This is a genomic window from Phormidesmis sp. 146-20, from assembly GCF_052939475.1.
In genome coordinates this window covers 80,603-106,782 of sequence record NZ_JBJPHT010000013.1, presented here as the reverse complement: position 1 = coordinate 106,782, position 26,180 = coordinate 80,603, and the positions used below count along the sequence as shown (strand labels likewise).

Below are 26,180 nucleotides of genomic sequence, written 5' to 3'. Positions count from 1 at the left end.
GGGTTCCCATTGAGGTATTACGTCAGATTTACGAAGTCGTAAAGGAACGATTCAGCAAAGCATAGATTAAGGGAAATAACTTATGCAGATCACGATCGACCTGCCGCCAGATCTGGAACAAGACCTGATCCGTCAAGCGGCGCAATCTGACATTCCACTTCAGACCTTAATTCTGCAAGCCTTGCGTCGGATGATTGAAACGCCCCCTGTTTCCACTTCTCAATGGTCAGAGGCTATCTTGTCCTACGAAGGAATTCCTGACTTCCCTGCACTTGAGTCCTACCGTGACGAACTCCTTTCACCCCCTGAACTGGAGCTATTCTGATGCGCTATCTGCTCGATACTTGCGTTATCAGCGACTTCATCAAGGGCGAAACTGGTACTAAAGCCAGGCTCAAGCAAACCCCACCCGTTGATATTGCCGTTTCTGCAATCACGGTCATGGAGTTACGCTACGGCTTGGCACTCAATCCACAACGCGCCCAAGAAATCGAAGCGACGATCGCCAGTTTTCTGGCTTCTGTGACAATTCTCCCTTTCAGCATCGTAGAAGCTGAACAAGCGGCTCAGATCCGGGCTGCTCTTAAATCTCAAGGACAGCCGATCGGTGCCTACGATGTCTTAATTGCGGCTACTGCACTTCAACAGACCCTTCTCATGGTCACAGCAAACCAGCGAGAATTCGATCGAGTTCCTGGTCTACAAACTGAGAATTGGCGACAGCCTCAGAAAATTGGTTGATGCAAACCGCAAGGAATTATCTGCTGGAGCGGATGGGCAAGAGATCTCGGTTGCGACGCACACTGGTCTATTGCCGCTCAGAATGATCGTTCGCTGTTAGCTTAGAAGAGTTACCTTCTTGGCGCAGATCAGTTATGTCTGTCGATTTTAGTGCGGCGATTCCGACCTTTGTGATTACGCTGCGTGAAGGAGTCGAGGCGGCCCTTGTCGTAGGAATTGTCCTGGCTTATTTGAATAAAGCGGGTCAGTCTCGACTCAATGCCTGGGTGTATGGCGGTGTCGCTGGAGGAATCGGGGCCAGTGTCCTGGTTGGCATTCTATTTAACTGGACGATTCAAGCGCTGCAAGTGTCCGATCGCCCTTATGCCCCCGTTCTCAAACCGTTGATTGAAGGGGTGTTGGGTGTAGTGGCGATCGCACTCCTCAGTTGGATGCTCATCTGGATGACGCAACAGGCAAAATCTCTCAAATCCGGTGTAGAAACTCAGATTGGACAGGCGCTCAAAGAAGATGTTGGCGCAGGTTGGGGCGTTTTGGGTCTGATCTTTTTTGCCGTTTTGCGAGAAGGGTTTGAAACCGTTGTCTTTATTGCTGCCAAATTTCAGCAGGGGTGGATTCCCGTCGGAGGCGCGATCGCGGGATTGGCGACAGCGGTGGCGATCGGCGTTCTACTCTTCAAATGGGGCGTGAGAATCAACCTGCGTCTGTTCTTTCAGATCATGGGGGTGTTTTTGCTGCTGATCGTTGGCGGGTTGGTCATTTCAGCCCTGGCTCATTTCGACAAAGCGTTGGGAAGGCTGGCTCAAGATCCACAGTTTGCTTCTGTTTGCCCGTCTGGATTGGCCCAAAACGCTTCCTGCTTTCTCGGATCGCCCGTTTGGAATTTGCACGAAATTTTGCCCGATCGCCAATTTCCCGGCATCATCTTGCACACGCTGTTTGGCTATGTCGATCGCTTGTATCTGGGGGAAGCGATCGCCTATCTCCTCTTTCTGCTAACCGTTGGCGGCATTTACTTACAAAGCATTACTGGCTGGACAGGACTCAGGACTGGAGACCAAAGACTGAAGACTGAAGACTGAAGACTGAAGACTGAAGACTGAAGACTAAAGATATTGTCTAAAGTCCAACGCCCAATATCCAAGACCCCATCCAACAAAAACTGGGATCAAAAGCTTTCACTTTCAACCCCAGGCAAAGTAGCTGCACTTAACTTAAATCCACATCATCAGGAAACCAACAGCACGACTAGCCCTGAACGGCTTTACGACGACGAGACGCAGCCAGCAGACCAACAACGCCTAGACCTGCCAGAGTAGCGGGTTCGGGAACGTGAACAGACGCAGCAGACAGCGCAAAGTCAGAGTTTTTGGAGCCAGACGGATAGTTGCCCTTAGCATCTTTGACTTTTACAGGGGTGAGGCTAAACCCAGCAATTTCAGTTTTGCCAAAGGGGTTGAGAATGTTGTAAGACCCACCTTCATTGGTGAGAGAAGGCGAAACATTCACCACAGAGCCACCGGGGAGACTCCAAACGGCTGTGTTGTTGCTCGTTACCGTGAGTTTACCGACCGTGTTGAGAACACCGCCCGCCGTAACGAGAGCAGCTTCAAAGACTTGATCGAAGTAGACTCCTGGCTGATACAAAAAGCTGAGTTGCAGTGATTCGAGAACGCCTGCTTTTTTGAAGTCAACTTTGAGGGATTCACCGAGATCAATTTCGCCTTGAGACGAGTCGCTAGAGAGCTTTTTGGCATCTTGAGCCACCCCGATTCCTAGAATTCCGCCGACGGTTTTTTGCGTCAATTGGCGGTTATTACTGGGATTAGCTGAGAGCTTGAAAAAGTTGTTGACGAGGCAGCTTTGTTGACCAACACAGTTTTGACCAACGGCATCCTGAGCGGTAAAAGAAGCGGCTTGAGCAGACGTGCTGGTGAGGGCGATCGCGCCAGTCGAGAGAACACCAGCCAAAATCGAGAGACGAGTCAATTGAGACATTTTTTTGCTTCAGTGAGTGAGTAGAAGAGGAAGTAAGCGTTTTTAGCGATTCGGTACTCAGTACATACCGCAAAAGCTACGTATAAATTGTCTTCCTTGCTTTGATGTTTCCATACTATTACGCAAACTCCGTAGTTCACCCGATCTCACCCTTTCTTTATGCAACGCTCAAAAAAATGCCTGTATCTCTAACTTTGTGTAAGGTGTGGGAATAAATCGCAATTTGATCGTTCCGTAGGGGCACTGAGTTCTACGTAATAATTGTTACTTAAACGTAGTGATCAAACCACGCCTCGGTAACTTTTCTAACCGGGACGAATTGCAGATCAGCGTTTTCTCTTATGTTTTCTGTTATGTGTTTTCTCTTATGAATGTTGAGGACGATCGCAAGTTCCTCTCAAGGTCATCCCTAAAAAAACGCAGACTCAACAAAATTCTTGACTTCGACTACAGATCCGGAAGCGCTTTCTGAGCCTCACGTTAACGTTAACTCGATGAAGTTCCTTTGCTTCGGTATCAAGCTTCTGCCTCCCAAACCGCCCAATTAGAGGGACTTTAGAACAAGATTTCTGGCTCGTAGCAAAGGAGTTATTGAACTTGCACTAAAAAATAGCTCCAAACTTCAGCACTACGCTGAAAATCTGGAGCTAAGAGAATTTACATATCCGCAGCGACGAGTCTTTACGCCAACACCGTTTTTGCTTGCTGCGCTACTTGCTCAACTTGATCCTGAGACAGCGTTTCTAAGGCCGATCGCGCCTCTGGTGAGTCAAACGCACTCATAGCCTGCACCACACGATAGCGAATTTGCCAATCTGGGTTAGAGACATAAGGCATCAAAATCCCCACCGCTCGTAGATCGCCCAACTCCCCTAGAGAGCCGATCGCCGCCGTTTTCATCAAGTCGTTGTCCGATTCAAGCGCCTCTTGCAGCAGATCAAACGCGCGAGTATCGCCCAATTCTCCCAAAGCAGCCACGATACTAAAGCTGACCAGCCACTCCCCTGTTCTGTGGTAGAGCTGCTGTAAATCGTCGTAGGCTTCTGTCAGTTTGAGCGCGGCGATCGAGTCTGCGGCGGCCGCTTGCACGTCGGGTTCTGGATCAAATAAGCCCGCTTTGAGCAGTTTTAGCGCCTGTTGACGATCCTGACTGCCCAGCGAGGAAAGCTGACTCACCGCCGCGTAGCGCACCCGCACATTGCTATCCACCACAGGTTGTTGAATCATCTGAAACGCGATCGCTGGCTCAAGTTGACGCAGTTGATTGACCCCGCGCATTCGATCGCCAAAATCTGTGGAATCTAAAAGTTCTTTCACCGACTCAGAGGTAATGCTCATCCTAATCAAGTTTTGAGTTTTTATTTTGAATGATCCGCCAATTTCGCAGCCAGAATCCGCTTTACGCCTGCTCTGCGGCCATCGCTCGAATGATGTCGCCACGAGTGAGAATGCCGATCACATGCCCTGCCTTATCCACCACAGGTAGACGGTGAACATTGCGATCGTGCATCAGTTTGGCGGCCTCCGAAAGGGGTTTGTCGGGGGCGATCGTCACAACAGGGTCGTGATTCATGACTTCGCCAGCCGTTTGCCCCAGGGCTTTGTGCAGATCTTTTTCGTAGCGAGATGGGTTTTCGAGATAAATCACGCTGTCGAGGATCATGATGTAAGCCGGAGGAGTCACGCCGCTCTCTTGCCACATCAGATCGCTTTCAGAAATAACGCCCACCAGTTTTCCAGCTTGATCGACCACCGGGAGACCGCTAATCCGCCGCTCCGCCAAAGTTTGAATGACTTCTTTAAGGGGAGTTTCGGGATGTGCAGTCACCGGGTCGCGAGTCATAACATCCGCAATGGTTTTTGGCATGGGAATGATCGCTCTAAGGTTCTGAGGATCATTATTGAGGAATTTGGGGGATCACCTTCGATCGCGTTCATAGCTTGTAACAAAGGTTTGCGCTGATCCCGCAGTTTTACCCTAATCCCAGATCCGTGACCGCCCCCAGACTGCTCGACGAAACGAGTTTGGCATACTTGGCTAACACGCCTTTGGTATAGCGAGGAGCGGGCGGTTTCCAGGTTGAGCGGCGGCGATCGAGTTCTGTGTCTGACACATTCAATTGCAGCAACCGGGCAGGCGCATCAATGGTGATCAAGTCTCCTTCTCGAACGAGGGCGATCGTGCCTCCGACAAACGCTTCTGGGGCGACGTGACCGACGACCATGCCGTAAGTGCCGCCAGAAAAGCGTCCGTCTGTGATCAGTCCAACCGCATCGCCCAACCCAGCCCCAATGATTGCCGACGTGGGAGCCAACATTTCACGCATCCCGGGCCCACCTTTTGGCCCTTCATAGCGAATGACCAAGATATCTCCCGCGACAATTTTATTTGCCAGAATTGCTTCCAGGCAGGCTTCTTCTGATTCAAAAACTCTGGCTGGGCCAGTAATCTGAGCTTTCTTAATGCCCGTAATTTTTGCGACTGCGCCTTCGGTTGCCAGATTGCCGCGCAAGATTGCCAGATGTCCTTGAGCATAGATTGGCTTGTCCCAGGGACGAATCACATCTTGATCGGGACGCGGCTCATTAGGAACGTCTCGCAGCACTTCGGCGACGGTTTGCCCCGTCACAGTCAGGCAGTCACCGTGCAGCAAATCGTGAGCCAGCAGCATTTTCATGACTTGAGGAATGCCGCCTGCTTTGTGTAGATCGGTTGCCACATAGCGTCCAGACGGCTTGAGATCACAGAGAACGGGCACGCGGGCGCGAATTCGTTCAAAGTCGTCCAGTTTCCATTCAACGCCGGCTGAGTGAGCGATCGCCAAAAAGTGTAAGACAGCATTCGTCGAGCCACCCACCGCCATGATCACCGAAATGGCATTCTCGATCGACTTACGTGTAATGATGTCTCTCGGCAAAATCTGATTGCGAATCGCTTCGACCAGCACTTTGCCCGCGAGTTTGGTATTGTCTGCTTTTTCGGGGTCGATCGCCGACATCGTAGAGGAATACATCAAGCTCATGCCCATTGCTTCAAAGGCAGAAGACATGGTGTTGGCAGTGTACATTCCGCCACAGGAACCCGCTCCCGGACAGGCGTTGCGCTCGACAGCATAGAGCATCGCTTCATCAATTCTGCCTGCACTGTATTGACCAACTGCCTCAAAAGAACTGACGACCGTTAAATCAGTGCCTTCTAAATTCCCTGGTTTGATGGTGCCGCCATACACAAAGACAGCGGGAATATTCATTCGAGCCATTGCGATCATGGCACCGGGCATATTTTTGTCGCAGCCGCCGATCGCCAACACGCCATCCATACTTTGGCCCATGCAGGCCGTCTCGATCGAATCGGCGATCACATCCCGTGAAACGAGCGAATACTTCATGCCCTCGGTGCCCATCGAAATGCCGTCGCTGATGGTGATCGTGCCAAAGATTTGAGGCATTCCACCCGCCGATCGAATTCCAGTCTCAGCTTGAATGGCGAGGGGAGCGATTCCCATATTGCAAGGTGTGATCGTACTGTGAGCGCTGGCCACTCCCACGATCGGCTTGGTAAAGTCGGCATCCTCAAATCCAACGGCCCGTAACATGGCGCGATTGGGCGATCGCTGGACACCCTGAGTGATGGCTTGGCTTCTAAGATTGTCTGTTCTAGGATTATCTGACATTCTCTGTTCTCAATTGACGATCGGCGAGTGATTTAACGGAAATTCGATGAAGTTTTTTCGCTTCGGTGTTCAAATCTTTTGCCCCTCAACCTCCCAATTCTGGAGGACTCTAGAACAAGAGTTCTGGCTCAAAGTCCTGCTTTTATAGGGAATTTAAGGAGCGCTTCCAGATTCACAATCGGAGCCTTTTGTCGAATTTACGTTGATTTGGAGTTCGTTTTTTGAACAACCCACAGAGAGCTATTCTAGAACTTCTTAGAAGGCAAAATGGTTGTGTTTCAAGAATGTTATTAGCTGCTGATGAGCTGTTTGACGAGTTCACAAAATCCCTCACCTTCGGCGGCGGTTGTGACATAGGTGGGTTGGTGAGTTAGTTGGTCGGCGTAATGCAGGACGTTTGCGACTCCGACTGAGGTGGGAAAGACACTCGGATCAAACAAACTTTCGTCATTGGGACTGTCGCCGACTGTGAGAATTTCATCCGATGCAAAGCGATCTTTGAGAACAGTTAACAATCCGTCAGCTTTGTTTTGCTGAAGGGGTTTGATGTGGCACTGAACATTGCTATACGTGAAACTCCAGCCTTGAGACTGACAGAAATTAGCGATCGCTCCCAACTCCTCCAAACTCAGCCCTGTCACATCAAACGTCCAATCGGTTAATCGAAAACGGTTATCGTGCGATTCTTCAAGCGTGGGAAATTGAGTCTGCAATTGTCGAAAGGTTTCTGCTAATTTTTGGCGATGCTGATTGAGATCAGGAATGGGAACGAGTAAGCTTCCGAGATCATTTTCGATCAAATTGGAGTAAAACAAACCGCCATTCTCTGCGATCGCGCCCACAACCGGAAGATAATTTGCCAAACCGCTCACCCAGCCCGCCGATCGACCTGTGACAATCAGCACTTCAAATCGAGTTGAAAGGAGTTGCAGCGATCGCAACAGTTCGGGTGTAAATTTGCCTGCGGTGGTCAGCGTCCCATCCATATCGGTCGCAATCAGCCGAATCTTTTGGAGACAATGAGACGATTGAGAAAGCGGAAGTAGAGGCATGGAGGCTAAAAAAGGAGGGCTATGAAAATTCGTTCTGCAAACCAATCTGACATTCCTGGCATCAAATCGAGTTGAAAGGAGTTGCAGCGATCGCAACAGTTCGGGTGTAAATTTGCCTGCGGTGGTCAGCGTCCCATCCATATCGGTCGCAATCAGCCGAATCTTTTGGAGACAATGAGACGATTGAGAAAGCGGAAGTAGAGGCATGGAGGCTAAAAAAGGAGGGCTATGAAAATTCGTTCTGCAAACCAATCTGACATTCCTGGCATTTTACCGATGATTGCCAAAATCTGTGCACTGCACCAAGCCTGGGACGCTGCCAAATATGATTTTTTGCCCCACCCTGAGCGATCGTATCAAAAGTGGTTAAGCAATCTGATTAACGACCCTCAAGATCTTTGCTTAGTTGCTGAAGAATCCAATCAACTGGTCGGATTTTTGATCGCCACCGTCGAGAGAGAAGTTCCTATTTATACATTGAAGAGATACGCATTTGTGCACGATCTTTGGGTCGAGCCAGACTTTCGTCATGCTGGAGTCGCCCGTCAGATTGTAGAACAAGCAATCGCCCATTTCACTCAATTAGAGATTCCGCAAATTCGCTTAGATACAGCGCTGGAGAACAAGTCTGCCCGGAATTTGTTTGAAAAATGTGGATTTAGAATGAGTACGATCGAAATGTTGATCGAACTGCACAAAGGATGAGAGGTCAAAGGACGCTGAATTCAAATCGCCCACTCCGCAAATTTTACGCCTCACCCCTCACTCCTCACTCCTCACCCCTCACTCCTCACTCCCCCGGATTTCTCTCCCCCATGATGGTTTACTTTTGATTCGGGGGCATTCTGAAAACGATTCAAGTTCCTAGCCAGCATCGTCTATGTCATCTCAGCTTATTTTTCCCTTACTCGCTCAAGCCGCTCCCAAAACGACCAAAACAAAATCGGCTTCCAGTCCCGCTGCGGTCTCTACACCGAGTCAAGACGCTGGGCAACAAGTTTGGATGGCCGCCTCTGGTGGGTTGTTTTTGCTGCTGGTGGTTCTTGGCATTTTCTCTACAATTCAAGCCAACAAGCTCAAAAAACAGGTCAAATTTGAGACGTTTAAGAATCGAGAACTGCACAAAAAGCTGAAATACGCTGTAGAAACGATCGGCAAAATGGAGCGTAACCCCGATCTGATTCACTCGCGAGAGTTTAACCTCGACTATCTGAGAATGCGGATGGCTGAAGAGGTGTTTCACTTTGCGATCGTCAATCAAATCAAAATCAAAGTCAAAGACAAAATTACGATCGCGCTGCGTCCGGGTCAGGCCAATCAAGGTGAAATCGGCATTGCTAGCACAGGGCGACAGGTCGATGAGATTTTTGATGTCGAATATGAAGCAAAAGATGCCAGCGGCAAACTCTCCAAGCGCGTTCTGTTTCGCATTCAAATCAAGATTCTCAAATTGCCGACTCAGCCCACTTCGGTCACGATTAATCAGATCATCGACTGCTTTGAAACTTTCCTGAGTCCTTCTCACGAAAACGAAACCTGGCAGCCCGCTGTCCAGGGCCGCATCGCCAACATGCGCTGGGATCAAAAAGCAAAACCCACGCCTCTCTTAGTTTTAGAGCAAACCCAGGAAGGCTCCAATGTCACCTTTAGAACCAATCGGATGGCAGGACAAGCTTAAGGTTTGATGAGTCACAACTCGCTCGATCGCGTCAAATCTCCAGGATAATAGAAGCATCTCTTTTGAAATGACTCCTATGCAGACCAGCGATCGTCCTCTTGCCTCTAGCTTTCAGTTAGCTCGCACCGCTTCCGTGACTCGCAAAACAGGCGAAACGGATGTGAAAGTTAGCCTCAATCTGGATGGGACAGGTCACTGTGTTGCCAAAACAGGGGTGCCGTTTCTAGATCACATGCTGCATCAGATCGCGTCACATGGACTGATCGATCTCGACGTGCAAGCGACAGGCGATATTGAAATCGACGATCACCATACCAATGAGGATGTGGGCATTACGTTGGGGATGGCGTTGGCTCAGGCATTGGGCGATCGTAAAGGCATTGTCCGCTTTGGTCATTTTGTCGCCCCGTTGGATGAAGCTTTAATTCAAGTAGCGCTCGATTTTTCGGGTCGTCCCCATCTCAGCTATGGGTTAGACATTCCGACTCAGCGCGTGGGAACTTACGATACGCAGCTTGTGAGAGAATTTTTTGTGGCGATCGTCAACCATGCCCAGATGACGCTACACATTCGGCAATTAGACGGCATTAATTCTCACCACATTATTGAGGCGACCTTTAAGGCCTTTGCGCGATCGCTCCGCATGGCAACCGAAATTGATCCGCGTCGGGCCCATACGATTCCCAGTTCAAAAGGCGTGCTTTAACTGCCCCCATTGCCTTTAGAATAACCTGGTGAATAAATTCCGCAGAATACCTGGCGGTTAAGGTTAGCTTCGCAAGAGCAGTCGGAGGGCATCTATGATGCGTGCAGGAAGCCTATTCATTTCTTCTCTCCCAGATTTGGCGATCGTTCCTTCCAGTCACTCGCTTGCTCGTAGGCGTAGCCGACTTGAAAGATCTGGTCTTCTCGCAAAACGTTGCCTAAAATTTGGAGACCGATCGGCATTCCCTGACTATCGAATCCACAGGGGACGCTCATGCCGGGAAGACCTGCCAGATTTGCGGGAATCGTCATCAAGTCGGTCAAATACATACTCAGCGGGTCAGCCGTCTTCTCACCGATTTTGAAGGCAGTCGTTGGCGCGGTGGGAGACACTAATACATCGACTTGAGAAAAGGCTTGCTCGAAATCTTGCTTGATTAGCGTTCTGACCTTCTGAGCTTTGAGGTAGTAAGCGTCGTAGTAGCCTGCTGATAAAACGTAGGTGCCAATCATAATCCGACGTTTCACTTCTGCGCCAAAGCCCTCAGCACGGGTGCGGGTGTACATGTCCATCAAGTTTTCGGCATCCTCAATGCGGGCACCGTATCGGACTCCATCGTATCGGGCTAGATTGGCGGAGGCTTCCGACGGGGCGATGATGTAGTAAGCGGCAATGCCGTAGCGGAATCGAGGACAGGAGATTTCTTGAATTTCGGCTCCCAAGTCTTTGAGTTGCTCGATCGCCGTTCTCACCGCTTTTTCGACTTCAGGATCTAGCCCTTCGCCAAAGGTTTCTCGAATTACACCAACTTTTTTGCCTTTGAGATCGGGGGTGAGAAACTGCGTGTAGTCGGGAATGTCTACTTTGAGGCTGGTCGAATCTTTGGCATCGTATCCGGCGATCGCGTTGAGCAAAATGGCGGTATCTTCGACCGATCGACCAAAGGGGCCGATCTGATCCAATGAGGACGCAAAGGCGACTAGCCCATATCGAGAAACGAGTCCGTAGGTGGGTTTGAGTCCGACAATGCCGCAAAAAGAAGCGGGTTGACGAATTGAGCCGCCCGTATCCGACCCCAGCGAAATGGTACATTCTCCGGCAGCAACGGCCGCGGCCGACCCACCAGACGACCCACCCGGCACGCGAGACAGATCCCAGGGATTGGCGGTGAGTTGGTAAGCAGAAGTTTCAGTCGAGCCGCCCATTGCAAACTCATCCAGATTGGTTTTGCCGACGATCACGGCTCCGGCATCTGCGACTTTTTGCGTCACGGTCGATTCGTAAGGCGGCACGAAGTTTTGCAGAATTTTGGACGCGCAAGTAGTGGGAATGCCCTGGGTGCAGAGGTTGTCTTTGAGGGCGATCGGAATCCCCGCCAACAGCCCAATTTCCTCGCCAGCCGCGATTTTGGCATCCACCTGTTTGGCCTGCGCCAGGGCACGATCGGCGGTGATGTGCAAGAAGCTATGAAGCTTTGGCTCTAGTGCTTGAATCTGATCCAAGGCAGCTTGAGCGATTTCGGCAGCAGACCGTTCTTTGCGGATGAGTTGTTGATGCAACTCGCGAATGGATGCCATGTAATGCCCTCTCTCTGTTTCAGCGTCGTTTCAGCTCCAACTAAATAGTATAGGGGCGATAGGCAGCAATCGAGGGGTTGTTATGCTGCCGTCGCTTCTTCATAAACTCAAGGCAAGGGAATTCCTGCGGAACGAATAGCCAATTTAACAGCCCCTTTGACCACATCACTCACTGTTGCATCTCCCAATGACTGCCCCCACTTTAACAAGTTGGCTTTGATTGTCGAATTGGTTTGAGCCTGAGTCGCCATGTCTCTTGCTACCTGCTCCTGAGCAACATCAACTGTCACTCCTTTCTTCTGCAACTGCTCAATCAAGTCTTGAATTTGTGCTGCTGCCCTGCTCAAGTCACTACCCATATTGATGTAGTTACCCTGAACATACGTTCCGGTGTTAGATTCAATATAGTTACCGCCACCTGTATTGATATGTCGATCTACACTCATTACATGATTCTCCACGATTGCCTTTGCTTCCACACTAACTGGTCTACTTGCCATTAGTCTGGCAATTTCCATCAAATTAGTATTTTGGTGTTGATAAGCTTCAATTTCTCGATCTTTTGCTTGTAGTTGATGCCGATACTTCTCGTTGATAGATTTGAGAGCCGATTCATATCGCTGTTTCAGAGATTTTTCTAATTTTGCTTTATCTGCTCCTAGTGGTACATTGACGCGAACAATAAATGCCCCATCATTTTTATTTTCTATTGCCTGAATTGATAGCTCTTTCCCTTCTGTCTCAACTTTTATAGGACTTACGCACTGTACAAGAGAGCCATTGTGTGGGGTAACGTATCTGCGTTAGTGTGGGCTTTTAAAAACTGCCCTTTGCGGGCTGAGATCGCTAGATAGGAAGCAGAAAAATCATGCTCAAAGGGCTGAAAACCATACCTCCTATCTTGGATTTTCTGTCAATGCGTAAGTCCTATTTTAGTTTCTCTAGAGAAATCAGTAGGGCATTCCAATCTACTCCATTTCTAAAGATTAGATCAACTGTACCTAAAGCTTTTTGGAAAAGCTTGTTGAAATCGCCGGGGGCAAAAACTCCACTACTTGGACGACGTTCTTGATTTCCCGACTTTAAATAAACATACTGACATTCAGTATCATCTAAAATAGTACCAGTATTAATATTCCAGTCTTCTAAGCAAGTAGCTGTAAAAATTGCTCCTGTGAAATCTGTTCCTAATGCTTGAGTTCTGCTTAAGTTGGCACCACTTAGATCAGCGTTAACAAAGTCAGAATCATTAATATTAGCTCCACTTAAATTAGCTTGACGCAGGTTTGCTCTGCTAAGGGCGGCATCACTTAAATTTACTCCTCTTAAAATAGTTTTACTAAGGTCAGTTTCACTTAGAATACTTTTGTTTAAATTTGCTTCGCCTAGATTAGCTCCTCTGAGATTAGCGCCGAAGAGAACTGTCTTACTTAAAATTGCTCCAATTAGAACCACTCCACTGAGATCAGCACCTGTTAAATCAGCTTCACTTAGAATTACTCCACTTAGAATCGCTCCGCTAAAATTACTACTAAAAAAGTTTGCCTTACTTAAAACTGCCCCGCTTAAAATTACTCCACTTAAATCAGGAACGATGTTTGGGTTTTCTTCTACCCAATCATTCCAAATTTCAATACCCTGTCGAAGAATTGCTAAATGTTCCTCGTTCGCCATTACAGACTTTCCTCAAGGGTTTATCAGTTGGCGAAGCGAGAATTCTAATGAAACAAGGTCTTCTTGAATCGTTTGCCAGATGATGAATAGGTTCACCTGAAAATACTCGTGAATCACAATATTTCGCATTCCACGCACATCATCCCAAGGAATTTCAGGATGTGAAACTTCCACATCAGGTGGAATGCTACGAACTGCTTCACCAATAATTGCTAGGTTGTACAAGACTGCCCTGATCGTTTTGCGATCGCCTTGAAACTCCTCAAAGGTTGTCTCGTTTGTGAACTCTCGGATCTCTGCGATCGCGGCTAGTACATCTCTTACTCTATTTTGCCAATCTCTAGAAGGCACGAATCGCCTCCCGAAAAACAGGTTCCCGTAGATAAGGTTTGAGGGAGTCGGGTGTACCCAGATCAACCGAACTCTCTAAAATCTCCTCCAGGTATCGTTTCAAGCGTACAAAGGTGAACAACCCGACCGGGCGATCGAACTCTACCAGCAGATCGACATCGCTGTCTATTCGCGCTTCATCTCTTGCTACTGAACCAAACAGCATCAGAGACTTTACGCCAAAATCCTTCAGCGTGTTTTGGTGCTTTGCCAGTAATATAAGGGCCTCCTGTTTTCGCACTACCTAACCTGCAATGAAAAGAAAAACCTATCGAAAATTGTAGCCCACCAGTCACCTCCCAATTGCGTCTCAACCAAAAATTCACAGCTACTTGGGCATCGTGTCCACAGATAGCTTGCCGCTTGCGCTCCCACCGATAACTCAAGGTAGCATAACAAGCGGGCTGACCAAATTTTGGCAGAAGCGGACGTGATTTCTGAAACACAGATCCGATCGGTGACCTTAGAAAATGTTCTGGTGGACACAGGAGCTACAACACTCTGTTTGCCATCAGAAACGATCGCCCAGCTAGGACTGCAAATTCTCAAAGAAGTCAACGTCTCAACCGCAATGGGAATTGGCAAAGCTCGAATCTTTCAGGATGCAAAGATTTCTCTGCGGGGGCGAGAAGGGACATTTGAATGTTTGGAGTTGCCCGGAGGTCGCGATCCCCTTCTGGGTGTGATTCCTTTAGAGGCGTTGGGCATCAAGCTAGATTTACAAAATCAGACCTTAAGACTGTTACCCATCAGTTCTACAGAAACTTACCTGACGATTTATTAGGAAAGGCGTGAAGGGGATTCAACTTAAAGCGGTCTAATAGTAATAGTCTGGCTGGGGAGTGGTCTTAGCTGTAGAAGAGCCGTAGAAATAGTAGTTGGCGGTGTAGCTGACTCGGACTTGAGATTGACTGCGAACCCGATCGCACCCTTCAGTAGGCGCTTTGCCGCCTGTCGTTTCTAATCGCTGAATCCAATTGACGGGGCTAAATTTGCCGCTTCCTTCATGAGATTTGGCCTCCAGCAATAGCCAGGGAATCGTATCTTTGTCGGGCGCACCGGACTTTTCTCTGAGTTGCCCTGCAATTTTGCTGCCGTCATTGGCTTCCCAGGTGGGCCCGGCGTAGTGCTTTCCAGTCGTTTTGCCTTGGTCGTTGAGCAACACCGCATCAGGTGCTCTTAGTGTCCATTCAAACTGATTGGCATCTTCTGCTTTAGCTTTGCATTCATAAATCTGCACGCCTTGAGCCGCCATTTTGAACAAAAGTTCTTGACCCGATGGCACCTGTAAATTTTTGGGCACATCAGGAGCAGCTTGAGCAGAAAGATTCAAGGTTCCCAGACTGATCACAGAGAGCAGCAAGCAAGAAAGTCGATTCATGGCGGACTCCTTAGAAGAATAGATAGCTGAGAGATTACACGAGCGATCGTTTGACTTTATGCAGCAGTCCGCCTTGAAAAGCTAAAATCTTCAGATGGCTGAGAGGGGAAACCCGGCTTAATGATGTCAGGCAAGGGAACAAACGTGAAAAAACTTGGATTTCGATCGCACCTTCAGCAAGCCGTAAAGTTAGCTGGTTTTTTGCTGTTGAGTTGGCTGTTGGTGATGGGTTCCCCTTTACTGGCAGCGCCGATTAACCCCCAGCTAGAAGAGCAAGTGCTGCAAATTATTCGCAAGCATCCAGAAGTGATTCTCGAATCGGTCAGGACTTACCAAAAACAACAGCAAGATCAGCAGCGGCAGTCCCAGCAGGCGTTTGTTGATCAGATGAAAACGAATCCGAGGGCGGTGATTGGTCAGTCTCCGACGACGGGTGCCAAAGCTGGAAAGGTTGTGCTGGTCGAGTTTTCTGACTTTCAGTGTCCTTATTGCGCGGCGGCCAGTGCCACACTCAAACAGTTTTTAGCAAAACACGGCGACGAAGTGACTTTAGTGTACAAGCACTTTCCGTTAATCACGATTCACGCTGAGGCGATGCCTGCCGCAAAAGCCGCCTGGGCCGCTGGACAGCAGGGCAAATTTTGGGAGTATCACGATGCGCTGTTTACCAATCAGAAACAGTTAGGGGAAGCCTTTTACTCACAAACTGCCAAGACTTTGGGATTAGATGTCGCGCGATTTGAGCGCGATCGCTCCAGTAAGGCGGCAGAGACGGCGATCGTTCAAGACCTCCAGTTAGGCGAAAAGCTAGGCGTTGAAGGGACTCCGTTTTTTGTCATGAATGGAGTGGTTTTCTCTGGCTCGGTTGAGTTGCCGGAGTTAGAAGCGACCCTGGAGAAGCTGAAGGGATAAGGGGTGCTGTTGGTTGAGGTTGAGCAATTTTGGTGGTGAGTGAGATGAAACGGTGGATTAACGGGTTGGCGGTGGTATCTTTGATGGTGGCGCTCGATCGGGCTGTGGTGGCCCAAAACAAAATTTATACGCCAATTCCGCTGACTTCTGGTAAGGAGATTTCGGATACGCTGTCGGATGCTGACATTCCTACAGGACAGGGCAATTTTGCGCGAGATTACTCGATCCAACTACAAGCGGGTGATCAGATTTCGATCGATTTATCGTCAGACAATTTTGATACGATCGTGACGCTGATGACGACCAAAGGCGAAACGGTTTCTGAGAACGACGACGGCCCAGATGGCACGACCAATTCATTATTGTTTACGCGAATCGGCAAGCCCGGAAATTACATCGTGCGCGTGAAGGCATTTGGGGAAACCGTGGGCGGGCCCTTCAAACTAAAATTAACCAAGCTGAAACCCGTTCCTTAACCAGAAGATGAATTAGTTTAACAACGCTGTGACGAATCGATTTGAAACGGTGGAAGAAACGTGATTGGATGAGCGATCGAGAATAGCGCGCGATCGAGTTCACTCAAACTCTGGTGCCCATAAATCGGTAACGGCTACTTCCCAACCAGGCAGCAGATCGGGAACCGTCAAAACATCGCCATCTTGCAACGTGACAACTTCCTGGTCTGAGCGGCGCATCTCAACCCAACGCTGTTCTGGATTGAGCAAAATTCCTACTCTGGTGCCCTGTTGCAAAAACTCATCAATCTTGTCTCTCAGTTTTTGAAGGCTGTTAGTAGGCGATTTGACCTCCCCCATCAGATCGGGAGCTAACTCAGCAAAACTGCGGGGACTGCGACGTAGCCGTTCTGCCTGGACAAACGAAACATCTGGCGCACGAGTATCAGAGTTTGGCAACTTAAAGCCTGCACTAGAGCCTGTCACACGTCCCAATTTGCGAGGTCTAACCCAATTGCCTAAAACTCTTGCCACTTCGGTTGCTACCTCGTCTGATTCGTATCCACAGGGACTCATGATGATCACTTCTCCATTGACCAACTCCATTCGATAGTTGGGGTAATGCGCCTGAATGTTTTCTAAGTCTTGAGTGGTCAAATGCATAAAGCCTCCTGTACAGTCTTTGGCTCGATAGTTTTATTGTGAGGGTGTTGGCAGCTTTTGGCGAGATCAGACTTCCCTTTTATCCGTCCTCGCGTAGCGGATTACCCCCAAAGGAGGAACAGATCATCGCAGTTCTCCCTTCTCTTCGCCTCAGCGCTTCGTGCTTCTGATAAGTAGACGGGCTGAATTAAACATAAAACGCTCTAAAGACCCTCACCCCGACCCTCTCCCTGGGGAGAGGGAGCAAGAATCAAGAGTCCGGCTTAAGGGGCCAGGGGATGAGGGTCTTCAGTTTAATTGCACCCAGCTACTTACTAAGGGAGAAGTTGTGTAAAGGTGAGGTCTGATATGAGAAACGCTTCAACGAAACCTGGATCTGTTCAAACGGGAGCATCCCAATTGTGCAAAATCTCGGATTGCCCTCATCCCCAGCCCTTGTATCTTGAGAGGTGCGTAACCCGTCACTCCCTCAGTAGACAATACCGCTCTGTAGCGTGGGTGCCTGTAGGCTCAACAAGAGCAGGGTCATCAGACGGACGCACCTCCGTTCGCTGTGGCTTGTGCTGCCGTCATTTTGTCAGGGGTCTTCGCAGCTCAAAAGATTGGCTCTCCCTCTTGACTTTCAAGACGATCGCTACAAAATTCGGTATTGTTTAAAACTCTCATTCCTGAGCCGGAAATCTTGCTTTAAAGTTACGTGAATTCGATGAGGTTAGGACTTACGCATTGACAGAAAATCCAAGATAGGAGGTATGGTTTTCAGCCCTTTGAGCATGATTTTTCTGCTTCCTATCTAGCGATCTCAGCCCGCAAAGGGCAGTTTTTAAAAGCCCACACTAACGCAGATACGTTACCCCACACAATGGCTCTCTTGTACAGTGCGTAAGTCCTAGAGGTTTTTTTGCTTCGTTCTTCAGCGCTTCTGCCCCCCAACCCCCCAAAATTGGGGGACTTTCAGACAAGATCTTGGGTTCAAAGTCCCTCACTCGTGGGGGATTTGGGGGGCTGCCTGGATTCACAACCGCAGCGAAAGATTTCATCGAATTCACGTTAAAATTCTCTAAAATTGGCGAGCAAAAGCCCTTTACGGCGAAGCGAAAAAACTTCATCGGACTGGCGCTAGAACAACATCACTCTTGTCGATCGAAGCTGACCCAAAAATCTGGCTAGCCGATGTACTGTTAGGGTGTTTGGTGCGAGATTAACCGATGGAAAAATTGACGTTTTACATTGTCGATGTGTTTGCCGAAGAGAAGTATGCGGGCAATCAGCTTGCTGTCTTTCGTCATTGTGGAAACCTCTCCACGGAGCAAATGCAGCGAATTGCCAAAGAGATCAATTATTCAGAAACGACGTTCATTTTGTCTGAGGAGATGCGAGAAGGCGGCTATGACGTGCGGATTTTTACGCCCGATCGCGAGTTGCCGTTTGCTGGACATCCCACTCTGGGAACTGCATTTATTCTGCAACGAGAAGTCATCGGGCAGCCTGTCGAATCGGTGACGCTCAACCTGAAAGTGGGGCCGATTCCGGTGACGCTCAACTACCCCAATGGGACGATCGACCTGCTGTGGATGCGCCAAAATCCCCCGACGTTTGGACGAAAATTTGAGGCAACGACGATCGCGTCCATTCTCAATCTTGACCCCTCGGATCTGGACGATCGCTATCCGATTCAAGAAGTCTCGACCGGGCTGCCTTTTTTTATCGTGCCGTTAAAGACTCAGCGATCGCTCAAGCAGGCTAAAACGAACCGCGATCGCTTGTTTGAATTGATCCAGACTACAGACGCGCAGGCCATGCTGATTTTTTGTCCAGAACCCTACCAGCCGATCAATCAACTCAGCGTCAGAGTCTTTGTCGAGGCGATGGGCATTCCTGAAGATCCGGCAACGGGCAGCGCCAATGGCTGTCTAGCGGGATATTTGGCGAAGTATGACTATTTTGGCGACCCCTTGCAAGTAACTCATCACGCTCTTGAGATTCGCGTCGAACAAGGCTATGAGATTGGACGGCCGTCGCTGCTGTTTCTCAAGGCGCAAAAATCGGGCGATGCGATCGAGGTTTCCGTCGGTGGTCAGGTGGTGCTGGTAGCGAGAGGCGAATTTGTTTAGAGCATTTTTTCGAGGAATTGTTTGGCTCGATCGCACCTGGGATTAGCAAAAAAGTCTTTCGGAGAAGCGTCTTCGGCCAGCTTGCCCTGGTCTAAAAAGAGAATGCGATCGGCAACTTCGCGGGCAAATCCCATTTCGTGGGTGACGATCGCCATTGTGATGCCTGTCTGAGCGAGAGATTTCATCACGTCCAAGACTTCTTTGACGGTTTCGGGGTCGAGGGCGGAGGTGGGTTCGTCAAATAGGATAACTTCGGGTTCCATCGCGAGGGCACGGGCGATCGCGACGCGCTGTTTTTGTCCGCCAGAGAGCCGAGACGGATACACATCACACTTTTCATCTAATCCAACTTTTGCTAATAGCTCCATTCCTTTGCGTTTTGCTTCCGATTCGCTTTCGTGTTTAATTTTGATCGGCGCATAGGTGACATTTTTGAGCGTGGTCATGTGGGGGAACAGATTAAAGTGTTGAAACACCATTCCCAATTTTTGGCGTACTGTAGCAATATTTGTATGCGCGGCAGTGATGTCTTGATCGTTGAAATAAATGCGTCCGCGTGTGGGGCGCTCTAATAAATTCATGCAGCGCAAAAAGGTCGATTTCCCAGAGCCAGACGGCCCCAAAACGGCCACGACTTCGCCTCGATGAATCTCTGTTGAAATATCATCCAACACTTTGAGCGTCCCGAAGGATTTGGACAAAAACTCGACTCGAATGACGGTTTGATTATTCACTGCGTCTTAACCTCTTTTCTAGAATGGATGCGGTGTACGTGAGTGCCATGACCAGAATGTAATAGAGCAATCCTGCAAAAATCAACGGTTCAAAATAGATGTATTTGTTTGACCCCACGATTTGAGCGCTCCGAAGAATTTCGACAACGCCCACCGTCGAGACCAGGGAGGAGTCTTTGAGGAGAGCGATCGTTTCGTTGACCAACGCTGGCAATATATTCTTCAACGCCTGGGGCAACACCACATCCCACATCAGCAATGGGTAAGGAATTCCTAACGACATCGCAGCTTCAGATTGACCTTTCTCAACCGCTTGAATCCCTGCGCGAATGGTTTCGGACATATAAGCGCCAGAGTTGAGACTAAAGGTAAACACTCCTGCCTGCAATGCAGAAATATCATAACCAATCAACTGAGGGGTCGCGAAGTAGATCAAGGAGAGTTGCAGCAGGAGGGGTGTTCCTCTAAATACAGACGTGTACGCGACGGCAAACCAGTAGAGGGGCTTGATGCCAGAGATTTTGAATAGAGAGAGTATTGTCGCGAGCAGTAGACCAAAGAATACAGAAGTAAACGTAAATAAAAGTGTCTGGGGAATGCCACTCAGAATAAAAGGAATATCAGGAAGGATACGGCCAAAATCTAAGTTAAGGGCTGCCAGAAGGGGTAGGGAAGTCAACATATGAAGGATGGGAGCATAATCGGGAGGGAGGAGGGAGGAGGGAGGAGAAAATAAATTTAATTTTTCTGTGATCCCTCGGTTTGAGGGTGGTGGAAGATTAGGGTGAGGTGGTTGGGGAGGCAGTTGGGGAAGCGGTTGGAGAGGGGGTTGGAGAGGCGGCTGGGGACGCTGCTGGAGAGGGAGGAATGCTGGTGGAGAACCATTTTTTGGCGAGGCGATCGAGTTCTCCGCTGTCTTTCATTTTTTGTAATACTTTGTTGAATTCTTCGACGCGAGTTGACCCTTTTGGGAAGGCGATCGCTGACCCCGACGGCCCTTCAGAGGGGATGATGTTGAACTCTAGATCGGGATTGGTTTTGATCAACCCTTCGATCACGGTGTTTTCGATAATGGCGGCATCGATGCGCTTTGATTTGACTTCTTGAACGATTTCAGGGATTCTGTTGAGCGTTTTGGCTTCGATTCCTTTGACTTTTTCGCTAATCTTCTTAAGGTCGCCTGCTTGAATCGAGCCTAACTGTACCCCCACTTTTTTGCCTGCTAGACTTTCTGGAGTCGTCAAATTACTGCCTTTGAGAGCAACGATCGCATTCTGCGCTTGAAAGTAAAGTGTCGAGAAATCAACGTTTTTTTTGCGCTCCTCGGTGGGGGTCATTCCTGCCATGACAAAATCAGCGCGTTTGGCTTGCAGAGCGGGAATCAGACCGTCAAAATTGGATTCTTGAATTCTCAGTTCGTATCCCAATTCTTTGGCGATATAGTTCGCGATGTCGATGTCAAACCCGACTATTTTTCGTTCACCTCCCGATGTGTCGTAGAATCCGTAGGGTGGATAGTCTGGTGATGTGACCATCGTTAAAACTTTACTGTCGCCGCCACTACCCTGAGTGCTGGCCGATTGATTGCTGCATCCGACGATCGCACTGGTCGCCAGCGATGTCAAAAACAATCCACTCAGTACTACCTTTCGTCGTTTCATTCTATTCACCCTCATACTTCTTACAACAGATGTAAATCAATTAATCCAATGCTCACAACTACCGAAGTAGGTAATCTAGAACACGAAGGTAGTTCGGATTACTCCAATGACGACATCGGGATTGCGATCGTCATGATTAGGAGCCGTCAGCCATACTACGCCCGGTGTGATCGAAAGGTTGTCCGTGAGTTGGTAGCGGTAAAATGCCTCAATGTGATAGCCCGTGTTGCGATCGCTGCGTTGACCTGCGGGGAGTCCGATCGCTTGGGCGAGTGCGTCATTGCTAGTGCTGGTGAGTTTGGGCTGCATTCCAAAGACGAGGCCGCCCAGATTGCCTTTTTTGCCCAGGTCAGGAAACGCTAAATTGATGGCGTAGTTCCAGACATCTGCATCGCCTTTGGTGCCGTCTCCGAGCGATCGGGCCGCGGTGTAGCCAACCCAGCCAGCTAGTTCAAATTTGGGAGCCAATCGATAACTAAGCTGAACGCCGTAAGAATTGCCTTGTACTGGCCCTGCCCCGATCACTTTTGCCGCATTGCTTCCTGCCAGAGTATCGACTCCATTGGCGACTGAATAGGTATTCACATACATCAGACCAAATTTCAGCGCTCCAGAGTTATAAACAAGCTGGCTCCAGGCGCTATGCCCCCCGTTAAAAATGCCTGATTTTTCGTCTGGGAAGTTGGGCCCGCCGAGCGTCGAGTCTTCTCCGTAGTAGCCAAAGTCCAAACTGATTGCGGGTGAGAGTTTGAGGTTGGCAGCCAATCCAGCCCGGTTGCCGATCGGAAAGAAAATCGGATTAATTTGAGCAAAGTTAGAAAGCGAGCCTGTGACCTGATCATTGAAGGGCGTAATTGGATCGGTGATAATGCTGGGATCGATCGTATTCGCGTCTAGATAAACCGTGAGATTTTCGCCAACAGGAAAGCGATATTGCAGCCGATTGATTGTGACCTGACCATTTTGAGAAACGCTGGTGGCCAAAAAGCGCGATTCGTCAGTCTGTCCGCTCAAGACTCCAGCCGGAAACTGAGTGCCCGTATCCAAGCGGCGCAGATTAGTAGACTGTAAGCGGACTCTCAGCCGATCTCTCCCCGAAAAGCTGGTGTCAAAATCAAAGCGGGCCCGATAGCCAATGTTGGGATTGTTGAGGCGATCGGCAGTGTCTCCATAAGCGTCTGCTAGATAGGCTACGACTTCAACGCCCAGCTTGGTTGTGGTTGAAAATTGCTGTTTTTCTAAGGTTGAAGTGCGGGCTTCTAAGGCATCGACTCGTCCGCGCAAGGTTGCCAATTCTGCGGCAAATTCTTCCTGAAGTTTTTGTAGGGTTGCCAGGTCTTCTTTTTTGACTAAATCCGAGGTGGCGGCTGCAATTAATTCATTCACACGATTGAGACAAGCATTCAATCCAGCCGCAAATTCGTAGCGAGTCATGGCCCGATTGCCGCGATAGGTCTTGTCGGGATATCCTGCAATACAGCCATACCGTTCGACTAGAGACTGCAACGCCTGAAACGCCCAGTCAGTCGGACGCACATCCGTAAGCTGCGAGACAGAGGTGACTTGATCCAGGGCCGCCACATCAGGGGAATCGGCTTCTAGACCAAAATTTTGCGCGTCGATCGCGGGACTTTCTGCCCAAGCCGCTGTGTTAGAAAGTAACCCTCCTGCAAGAAAAGCCAGTCCGATCGCGCCTTGTTGCAGTTCTTTTTTAATCATAAAATCTCACTCACACCTCTGAAAAGTCTATGAAAGAACTCGATCGCATCCAGAAAAATCACTTCGATTCGAGTCGGTTGCAAGAACTCAAAACTTTCTGCTTGAAGAGATCAGAATTACCATCAAAAATTCTGAATGTTCAAAGATTTCAACACACCAACCTGCTGATCATCGACTGATTGTTATAAAAGTTTTGTTAGAAAGAATACTCCTTTCTCTAATTTTTGATTTCATCCCTCTAAAGCAGTAAGTTAGTGAGCGAGACTCTTTAAAGATGCTGGAACTCAAAGAACGGCTGCGATCGCACCTTTTAGAAATTATTCGAGAACGAGATGCTTATCTAGCAACAGTCGGACATTTTTATGTACAGCAATATATTCGCCAAACATTTGAACAATGGGGATCGGTCGATCGTCACGAGTTCAAAATTGGTCAAAGAACGCATACAAATTGGGTTTTAAATCTGGCAGGAAAACAAACCAAACCACCGATTTTAATTGGTGCCCATTACGATACTTTTCCGGGTTCTCTTGGAGCCGACGACAATGCCACCGGAGTAGCTGTATTACTCGAATTAGCGAGGGCTTTTAGTACAGATTCGGCTCGATATCCTGTTCGATTGGTTGCCTTTGACTTTGAGGAAACGACTTACGATCGAGCAGGCAGCACCCATTACGCTAATTCCCTGCAAAACGAACCGTTACGCCTGATGATTTCGCTCGAAATGTTGGGCTATTGCACTTCACGCCCCCATTCTCAAACCTATCCCGCTGGACTGGAGCGGTTCTATCCTCATCAGGGCGATTTTATTGGGTTGGTTGGCAATTTAAAATCGATTCCCGATATGCTGCGTCTGCATCAAGCGATTCGTCAAGCTGGAGTCAAGTGTGAATGGCTGCCCGTCCCCCAAAAAGGGAAAATTCTCCCTCTGACACGCCGCAGCGACCATGCGCCATTTTGGGATCGAGGCGATCGAGCTTTTATGATCACCGACACTGCCGACTTGAGAAATCCCCATTATCACCAGGACAGCGATCGACTGGAAACGATCGATCTCGACTTCCTGACAGGCATTTGCGCGGGACTCATCACCGGAATCCGTCATTTGTAACGGTTAGCTGCGCTTCCAACGCCGACCCATCCGCCATTGCCACAACAGGGTCGTAACGATGTTTTCTAGGCATCCCACTGACCTCTCATGCATCTAGCTTTACCCTAGATCACAAGTCACGCCCCCTTGATTTTTTCTCCTTTTTCTTAATTTGACACCACTGATTGGGGGATTTAGGAGGCGAAGGATCTGTAGCATTAACAAACTGATTTGATATAGTGTGGGTGGCAAAGACAAACTACTCAGTGCTAGGTTCAAATTTCAGCTATGCAGGCGATTACAGCCGCTCAACAGGAACGATCGGAGGATCTAGACAAATGGCTTCTCGATGGCGATACCTTCCAGCGATCAGTCTGGGATTTTTAGTCGGTTTAACGGTGCCGATCGCTCTTTTCATCCACCGCATTTCACCCTTGAGAAATCCCACGTTTGTCCCCAGTAGCGCCAATGCTGGCACCCTAATTTCTCGATATCGATTTATCACCGAGCAAGATTGGCTACAGTGGGCAACGATGTTTGCAGGCGTGCTGGCTGTGAATGCCACGATCGTTCTTTGGCAGGAGTTTCACCGCCGTTCTAGCACCATTCAAGGGCAGGGACTTGTCAGCATTTTCAGTGCGATCGGTTGGCTATCACTGGGAACTGCTCTATTTGCCCTGATCTGGCTAACCTTTATGGTCTACTTGCTCTTCCAGTACATCATCGATTAACGCAGATTCAACCTGTAAGAAACTTTGCACCACAAATCTTGTCTGAAAGTCCTCCAGAAGTAGGGAGTTGGGAGGCAAAAGATCCAAACCCCGAAGCAAAAAAACCGATTTCTTCAAGTCACCCGCAAAGAGCCGAGTCCACGTTGATCTAACAAAACGATCTGACAAAACCTATCCGACAAAATTAACGAAACCTTACCGCTTAAAGTCTCAAGGAATAGGCGACTCATCCCTCCTCGCGAACCAGATTACCCCCACAGGGGGAACAGATCATCGAAGTTCTCCCTCATTCCTTCTTCCTCATCCCTGTCAACCGATCGCCGTCTTCAAAAAGCGCCCCAAATCATTGTCTCGATTGAGCCAGCCCTGCAAAAAAACCTCTTGACTGGGATTAGAATCCACGCGCTGATTGCGATAATTAATCCGACCCTGGACAATTTTGGCGGCGGTTTGAGCATTGTTGTTAGCTGATAGCTTTGCCTGAGTGCCAGGGCCAAAAACCCCATCCGCGCTGATTCCCAACGCTTCTTGTAAAAACTCGATCGCGCCACCCACTCCAAAATTGACCGCCGTATCAAAGTGCGCCACCGCCAGCGGCAACACCATAATTGTGGCTTGAGACGGCTTCCAATACATTGAAAAATAGATGTCGTGAACCTCTTCGTGGGTAATCAACTCAACAGGCTGAGTCGGCAACCGTTTCTCAATTCGATACGTATCGTAAGTGTCTTGAATCACCCCCATATTCGTCGCCCCACCGGGATCATCGGGATGATTAACGTAGCCGCCTTCCCATTGCAGCGTAAATTTGAGGGCTGTTGCCAGCGCATCATTTTTAGGACTGTTGGCGACCAAGGCTGGTGAAGCGACTAAAGGCGGACGCACATCGACTAATTTGCGGGCAAAGGTTGGGCCAAACAAACCCGTCGCAGCATTGTTGAGATGAGCCGATTTGCAGAAGTTTTCAAGCGCGGCTTTTGTAGCAGGCCCAAACACACCATCGATCGTCGTCTTGACATCACCGGGCAAAAAGCCGATCGCACTTAGACGAGTTTGCAGATCTTTGACAAGTTCTTTATCACTGGTCAGCGTTGCCAGGTTGATGACTTTGTTTTGTGCGACCAAATCTTTAAGTTGCATAGATTGACCCTGGGAATGAGGTAACTTTTCAGCGTAAGGAGTTTCACTTCTGGCTGTAGCTATCGTGGCTTACGGAGATGAAAAAGCTTC

General features: G+C 49.0%; 29 protein-coding genes. 12 read left to right on the top strand and 17 right to left on the bottom strand.

The annotated features are described in order from the left end of the window. Window positions 1-82: 82 nt before the first annotated feature. The 3 genes from ACKFKH_RS13210 (at window position 83) to ACKFKH_RS13200 (ending at window position 1,823) form a co-directional block, all read left to right on the top strand. The gene (locus ACKFKH_RS13210; RefSeq protein WP_446858768.1) at window positions 83-325 is read left to right on the top strand and encodes a hypothetical protein; all 243 of its coding nucleotides are present in this window, start codon (window positions 83-85) and stop codon (window positions 323-325) included. Then, on the top strand, window positions 325-741 hold the full coding sequence (locus ACKFKH_RS13205; RefSeq protein ID WP_446858767.1) for a PIN domain-containing protein: 417 nt from the start codon (window positions 325-327) through the stop codon (window positions 739-741). Before ACKFKH_RS13210 ends, ACKFKH_RS13205 begins: the two co-directional genes overlap by 1 nt. Before the next feature lie 134 nt (window positions 742-875). Further along, a complete protein-coding gene (locus ACKFKH_RS13200) occupies window positions 876-1,823 on the top strand; it encodes an FTR1 family iron permease (protein ID WP_446858766.1) in 948 nt (315 codons plus the stop codon). A gap of 166 nt (window positions 1,824-1,989) precedes the next feature. On the opposite strand, the gene ACKFKH_RS13195 is transcribed toward ACKFKH_RS13200, so the two are convergent. The 5 genes from ACKFKH_RS13195 to ACKFKH_RS13175 form a co-directional block, all read right to left on the bottom strand. Further along, window positions 1,990-2,739: a PEP-CTERM sorting domain-containing protein gene (locus ACKFKH_RS13195; RefSeq protein ID WP_446858765.1), complete on the bottom strand. Its 750-nt coding sequence runs from the start codon at window positions 2,737-2,739 to the stop codon at window positions 1,990-1,992. A gap of 681 nt (window positions 2,740-3,420) precedes the next feature. After that, window positions 3,421-4,077 carry a phycobilisome degradation protein NblB gene (nblB, locus tag ACKFKH_RS13190; RefSeq protein WP_446858764.1) on the bottom strand — a complete coding sequence of 219 codons (657 nt, stop codon included), beginning with the start codon at window positions 4,075-4,077 and terminating at the stop codon, window positions 3,421-3,423. 61 nt (window positions 4,078-4,138) lie between these two features. Beyond that, on the bottom strand, window positions 4,139-4,606 hold the full coding sequence (locus tag ACKFKH_RS13185) for a CBS domain-containing protein (protein WP_446858763.1): 468 nt from the start codon (window positions 4,604-4,606) through the stop codon (window positions 4,139-4,141). Window positions 4,607-4,712: 106 nt separating this feature from the next. Then, window positions 4,713-6,413, bottom strand: a complete 1,701-nt coding sequence (gene ilvD / locus ACKFKH_RS13180; RefSeq protein ID WP_446858762.1) for a dihydroxy-acid dehydratase — start codon at window positions 6,411-6,413, stop codon at window positions 4,713-4,715. Window positions 6,414-6,703: 290 nt separating this feature from the next. Beyond that, window positions 6,704-7,672, bottom strand: coding sequence for an HAD-IIB family hydrolase (locus ACKFKH_RS13175; protein WP_446858761.1), 969 nt, complete (start codon window positions 7,670-7,672; stop codon window positions 6,704-6,706). 21 nt (window positions 7,673-7,693) lie between these two features. Here ACKFKH_RS13175 and ACKFKH_RS13170 point away from each other — a divergent pair, with 21 nt between their 5' ends. From ACKFKH_RS13170 to hisB, 3 genes are all read left to right on the top strand, one after another. Further along, window positions 7,694-8,170, top strand: coding sequence for an N-acetyltransferase family protein (locus tag ACKFKH_RS13170; protein WP_446858760.1), 477 nt, complete (start codon window positions 7,694-7,696; stop codon window positions 8,168-8,170). 175 nt (window positions 8,171-8,345) lie between these two features. After that, window positions 8,346-9,143, top strand: a complete 798-nt coding sequence (locus tag ACKFKH_RS13165) for a hypothetical protein (protein ID WP_446858759.1) — start codon at window positions 8,346-8,348, stop codon at window positions 9,141-9,143. Between the two features lie 67 nt (window positions 9,144-9,210). After that, window positions 9,211-9,849, top strand: a complete 639-nt coding sequence (hisB, locus tag ACKFKH_RS13160; protein WP_446858758.1) for an imidazoleglycerol-phosphate dehydratase HisB — start codon at window positions 9,211-9,213, stop codon at window positions 9,847-9,849. A gap of 116 nt (window positions 9,850-9,965) precedes the next feature. On the opposite strand, the gene gatA is transcribed toward hisB, so the two are convergent. The 5 genes from gatA to ACKFKH_RS13135 all read right to left on the bottom strand — a co-directional run bounded on the left by gatA (window position 9,966) and on the right by ACKFKH_RS13135 (window position 13,731). Then, window positions 9,966-11,426 (bottom strand): Asp-tRNA(Asn)/Glu-tRNA(Gln) amidotransferase subunit GatA, encoded by a 1,461-nt coding sequence (gatA, locus tag ACKFKH_RS13155; protein WP_446858757.1) that lies wholly within the window; start codon window positions 11,424-11,426, stop codon window positions 9,966-9,968. A 107-nt stretch (window positions 11,427-11,533) separates the two neighbouring features. After that, window positions 11,534-11,872, bottom strand: coding sequence for a hypothetical protein (locus tag ACKFKH_RS13150; RefSeq protein WP_446858756.1), 339 nt, complete (start codon window positions 11,870-11,872; stop codon window positions 11,534-11,536). A gap of 481 nt (window positions 11,873-12,353) precedes the next feature. Continuing rightward, complete coding sequence (locus ACKFKH_RS13145; protein ID WP_446858755.1) at window positions 12,354-13,100, bottom strand: pentapeptide repeat-containing protein; 747 nt, start codon at window positions 13,098-13,100, stop codon at window positions 12,354-12,356. Window positions 13,101-13,112: 12 nt separating this feature from the next. Next, the gene (locus tag ACKFKH_RS13140) at window positions 13,113-13,451 is read right to left on the bottom strand and encodes a HepT-like ribonuclease domain-containing protein (protein WP_446858754.1); all 339 of its coding nucleotides are present in this window, start codon (window positions 13,449-13,451) and stop codon (window positions 13,113-13,115) included. Further along, window positions 13,441-13,731, bottom strand: coding sequence for a nucleotidyltransferase family protein (locus ACKFKH_RS13135; RefSeq protein WP_446858753.1), 291 nt, complete (start codon window positions 13,729-13,731; stop codon window positions 13,441-13,443). The genes ACKFKH_RS13140 and ACKFKH_RS13135 overlap by 11 nt, the downstream gene beginning before the upstream one ends. 189 nt (window positions 13,732-13,920) lie before the next feature. Here ACKFKH_RS13135 and ACKFKH_RS13130 point away from each other — a divergent pair, with 189 nt between their 5' ends. Continuing rightward, a complete protein-coding gene (locus tag ACKFKH_RS13130; protein WP_446858752.1) occupies window positions 13,921-14,274 on the top strand; it encodes a retroviral-like aspartic protease family protein in 354 nt (117 codons plus the stop codon). A gap of 33 nt (window positions 14,275-14,307) precedes the next feature. On the opposite strand, the gene ACKFKH_RS13125 is transcribed toward ACKFKH_RS13130, so the two are convergent. Further along, complete coding sequence (locus ACKFKH_RS13125; RefSeq protein WP_446858751.1) at window positions 14,308-14,871, bottom strand: DUF3455 domain-containing protein; 564 nt, start codon at window positions 14,869-14,871, stop codon at window positions 14,308-14,310. Window positions 14,872-15,015: 144 nt separating this feature from the next. On the opposite strand from ACKFKH_RS13125, the gene ACKFKH_RS13120 reads away from it, so the two are divergent. Then, entirely contained in the window at window positions 15,016-15,783 is a 768-nt protein-coding gene (locus tag ACKFKH_RS13120) for a DsbA family protein (RefSeq protein WP_446858750.1), read from the top strand. 44 nt (window positions 15,784-15,827) lie between these two features. Further along, entirely contained in the window at window positions 15,828-16,259 is a 432-nt protein-coding gene (locus ACKFKH_RS13115) for a PPC domain-containing protein (protein WP_446858749.1), read from the top strand. A 99-nt stretch (window positions 16,260-16,358) separates the two neighbouring features. Here the strand turns inward: ACKFKH_RS13115 and ACKFKH_RS13110 are convergent, their stop codons facing one another. Then, complete coding sequence (locus tag ACKFKH_RS13110; RefSeq protein ID WP_446858748.1) at window positions 16,359-16,901, bottom strand: Uma2 family endonuclease; 543 nt, start codon at window positions 16,899-16,901, stop codon at window positions 16,359-16,361. A gap of 1,208 nt (window positions 16,902-18,109) precedes the next feature. Between ACKFKH_RS13110 and ACKFKH_RS13105 the strand changes: the two genes are divergently transcribed. Further along, the gene (locus ACKFKH_RS13105) at window positions 18,110-19,015 is read left to right on the top strand and encodes a PhzF family phenazine biosynthesis protein (protein ID WP_446858747.1); all 906 of its coding nucleotides are present in this window, start codon (window positions 18,110-18,112) and stop codon (window positions 19,013-19,015) included. Here ACKFKH_RS13105 and ACKFKH_RS13100 read toward each other — a convergent pair. The 4 genes from ACKFKH_RS13100 to ACKFKH_RS13085 all read right to left on the bottom strand — a co-directional run bounded on the left by ACKFKH_RS13100 (window position 19,012) and on the right by ACKFKH_RS13085 (window position 23,129). Continuing rightward, window positions 19,012-19,749, bottom strand: coding sequence for an amino acid ABC transporter ATP-binding protein (locus tag ACKFKH_RS13100; protein ID WP_446858746.1), 738 nt, complete (start codon window positions 19,747-19,749; stop codon window positions 19,012-19,014). The two genes, ACKFKH_RS13105 and ACKFKH_RS13100, sit on opposite strands and share 4 nt — an antisense overlap. Continuing rightward, window positions 19,742-20,431: an amino acid ABC transporter permease gene (locus ACKFKH_RS13095; protein WP_446858745.1), complete on the bottom strand. Its 690-nt coding sequence runs from the start codon at window positions 20,429-20,431 to the stop codon at window positions 19,742-19,744. The genes ACKFKH_RS13100 and ACKFKH_RS13095 overlap by 8 nt, the downstream gene beginning before the upstream one ends. Before the next feature lie 97 nt (window positions 20,432-20,528). Next, window positions 20,529-21,410 (bottom strand): transporter substrate-binding domain-containing protein, encoded by an 882-nt coding sequence (locus ACKFKH_RS13090; RefSeq protein WP_446858744.1) that lies wholly within the window; start codon window positions 21,408-21,410, stop codon window positions 20,529-20,531. A gap of 75 nt (window positions 21,411-21,485) precedes the next feature. Beyond that, entirely contained in the window at window positions 21,486-23,129 is a 1,644-nt protein-coding gene (locus ACKFKH_RS13085) for an iron uptake porin (protein ID WP_446858743.1), read from the bottom strand. Window positions 23,130-23,403: 274 nt separating this feature from the next. Between ACKFKH_RS13085 and ACKFKH_RS13080 the strand changes: the two genes are divergently transcribed. Both ACKFKH_RS13080 and ACKFKH_RS13075 read left to right on the top strand, forming a co-directional pair. Next, window positions 23,404-24,240 (top strand): M28 family peptidase, encoded by an 837-nt coding sequence (locus ACKFKH_RS13080; RefSeq protein ID WP_446858742.1) that lies wholly within the window; start codon window positions 23,404-23,406, stop codon window positions 24,238-24,240. A 317-nt stretch (window positions 24,241-24,557) separates the two neighbouring features. Further along, window positions 24,558-24,950, top strand: coding sequence for a hypothetical protein (locus tag ACKFKH_RS13075; RefSeq protein ID WP_446858741.1), 393 nt, complete (start codon window positions 24,558-24,560; stop codon window positions 24,948-24,950). A 309-nt stretch (window positions 24,951-25,259) separates the two neighbouring features. On the opposite strand, the gene ACKFKH_RS13070 is transcribed toward ACKFKH_RS13075, so the two are convergent. Then, entirely contained in the window at window positions 25,260-26,090 is an 831-nt protein-coding gene (locus ACKFKH_RS13070) for a glycosyl hydrolase 108 family protein (RefSeq protein WP_446858740.1), read from the bottom strand. Window positions 26,091-26,180 lie beyond the last annotated feature (90 nt).

Bases quoted from the DNA above. Each gene is read 5' to 3' on its own strand.
- ACKFKH_RS13075 (WP_446858741.1), top strand. From the start codon at position 24,558: ATGGCTTCTCGATGGCGATACCTTCCAGCGATCAGTCTGGGATTTTTA.
- gatA (WP_446858757.1), bottom strand. From the start codon at position 11,426: ATGGCATCCATTCGCGAGTTGCATCAACAACTCATCCGCAAAGAACGG.
- ACKFKH_RS13125 (WP_446858751.1), bottom strand. From the start codon at position 14,871: ATGAATCGACTTTCTTGCTTGCTGCTCTCTGTGATCAGTCTGGGAACC.
- ACKFKH_RS13175 (WP_446858761.1), bottom strand. From the start codon at position 7,672: ATGCCTCTACTTCCGCTTTCTCAATCGTCTCATTGTCTCCAAAAGATT.
- ACKFKH_RS13210 (WP_446858768.1), top strand. From the start codon at position 83: ATGCAGATCACGATCGACCTGCCGCCAGATCTGGAACAAGACCTGATC.
- ACKFKH_RS13170 (WP_446858760.1), top strand. From the start codon at position 7,694: ATGAAAATTCGTTCTGCAAACCAATCTGACATTCCTGGCATTTTACCG.
- ACKFKH_RS13205 (WP_446858767.1), top strand. From the start codon at position 325: ATGCGCTATCTGCTCGATACTTGCGTTATCAGCGACTTCATCAAGGGC.
- ilvD (WP_446858762.1), bottom strand. From the start codon at position 6,413: ATGTCAGATAATCCTAGAACAGACAATCTTAGAAGCCAAGCCATCACT.
- ACKFKH_RS13090 (WP_446858744.1), bottom strand. From the start codon at position 21,410: ATGAAACGACGAAAGGTAGTACTGAGTGGATTGTTTTTGACATCGCTG.
- hisB (WP_446858758.1), top strand. From the start codon at position 9,211: ATGACTCCTATGCAGACCAGCGATCGTCCTCTTGCCTCTAGCTTTCAG.
- ACKFKH_RS13070 (WP_446858740.1), bottom strand. From the start codon at position 26,090: ATGCAACTTAAAGATTTGGTCGCACAAAACAAAGTCATCAACCTGGCA.
- nblB (WP_446858764.1), bottom strand. From the start codon at position 4,077: ATGAGCATTACCTCTGAGTCGGTGAAAGAACTTTTAGATTCCACAGAT.
- ACKFKH_RS13080 (WP_446858742.1), top strand. From the start codon at position 23,404: ATGCTGGAACTCAAAGAACGGCTGCGATCGCACCTTTTAGAAATTATT.
- ACKFKH_RS13085 (WP_446858743.1), bottom strand. From the start codon at position 23,129: ATGATTAAAAAAGAACTGCAACAAGGCGCGATCGGACTGGCTTTTCTT.
- ACKFKH_RS13150 (WP_446858756.1), bottom strand. From the start codon at position 11,872: ATGAGTGTAGATCGACATATCAATACAGGTGGCGGTAACTATATTGAA.
- ACKFKH_RS13200 (WP_446858766.1), top strand. From the start codon at position 876: ATGTCTGTCGATTTTAGTGCGGCGATTCCGACCTTTGTGATTACGCTG.
- ACKFKH_RS13165 (WP_446858759.1), top strand. From the start codon at position 8,346: ATGTCATCTCAGCTTATTTTTCCCTTACTCGCTCAAGCCGCTCCCAAA.
- ACKFKH_RS13195 (WP_446858765.1), bottom strand. From the start codon at position 2,739: ATGTCTCAATTGACTCGTCTCTCGATTTTGGCTGGTGTTCTCTCGACT.
- ACKFKH_RS13110 (WP_446858748.1), bottom strand. From the start codon at position 16,901: ATGCATTTGACCACTCAAGACTTAGAAAACATTCAGGCGCATTACCCC.
- ACKFKH_RS13185 (WP_446858763.1), bottom strand. From the start codon at position 4,606: ATGCCAAAAACCATTGCGGATGTTATGACTCGCGACCCGGTGACTGCA.
- ACKFKH_RS13115 (WP_446858749.1), top strand. From the start codon at position 15,828: ATGAAACGGTGGATTAACGGGTTGGCGGTGGTATCTTTGATGGTGGCG.
- ACKFKH_RS13105 (WP_446858747.1), top strand. From the start codon at position 18,110: ATGGAAAAATTGACGTTTTACATTGTCGATGTGTTTGCCGAAGAGAAG.
- ACKFKH_RS13145 (WP_446858755.1), bottom strand. From the start codon at position 13,100: ATGGCGAACGAGGAACATTTAGCAATTCTTCGACAGGGTATTGAAATT.
- ACKFKH_RS13095 (WP_446858745.1), bottom strand. From the start codon at position 20,431: ATGTTGACTTCCCTACCCCTTCTGGCAGCCCTTAACTTAGATTTTGGC.